We start from the raw sequence: 582 nt of genomic DNA, 5'->3' as shown, positions 1-582 counted from the left end.
AGGCCGCAGCGGCCGTCAGTTCCTCGGGCTTGCCCACAAGGATGAGCTCGGCGCCCGGATGCTTGTCCAGAAAGGCGCGGCAGGCCGGCAGCGTGACCGAGGGGCCGTGATCGCCGCCCATGCAGTCAACAGCCAGGCGGATCGGTTCAGGCGGGGGTACTGCGGTCATGTCAGTGGTTTTCGTGAGCCACAAAGACCAAACCCGGCGCTGCGCGGTACGCAGGCCGGGTCGGCAGATTCATCGATAGTTTGGCGCCGCGCCTGGCGGCACCGGGCACCATCAGGCCGCGTCGGCCTTGCTCTTCAGCACCTTGCGACCACGGTAGAAACCGGTGGGGCTGATGTGGTGACGCAGATGCACTTCRCCGGTCGTCGGCTCGATGCCGGTACCCGGGGTGACCAGGGCATTGTGCGAACGGTGCATACCGCGCTTGGAAGGCGACTTCTTGTTTTGCTGAACAGCCATGAAATTCTCCAGACTCTGCGGGATTTGGGGGCGGACTGTGGGGCCTTGTGGTCACAACCCCGGGGAGTGAGATCAAAGCTCGAACTCCAGACCGCAGAAAAGCCCACGAGTGTAGC

1 protein-coding gene and 1 pseudogene are annotated in these 582 nt (G+C 64.0%); both read right to left on the bottom strand.

Annotation, left to right across the window (positions count from 1 at the left end):
* Positions 1–169, bottom strand: a pseudogene (locus tag AC1DU6_RS35065) (phosphate acyltransferase PlsX); the annotation flags it as partial.
* Between the two features lie 111 nt (positions 170–280).
* Positions 281–466 carry a 50S ribosomal protein L32 gene (rpmF, locus tag AC1DU6_RS35060; protein WP_056204281.1) on the bottom strand — a complete coding sequence of 62 codons (186 nt, stop codon included), beginning with the start codon at positions 464–466 and terminating at the stop codon, positions 281–283.
* Positions 467–582 lie beyond the last annotated feature (116 nt).

It is taken from the genome of Roseateles sp. P5_B10 (assembly GCF_056400485.1).
The sequence above is the reverse complement of the archived record's forward strand: the minus strand, read 5'-3'. Positions and strand labels throughout refer to the sequence as shown.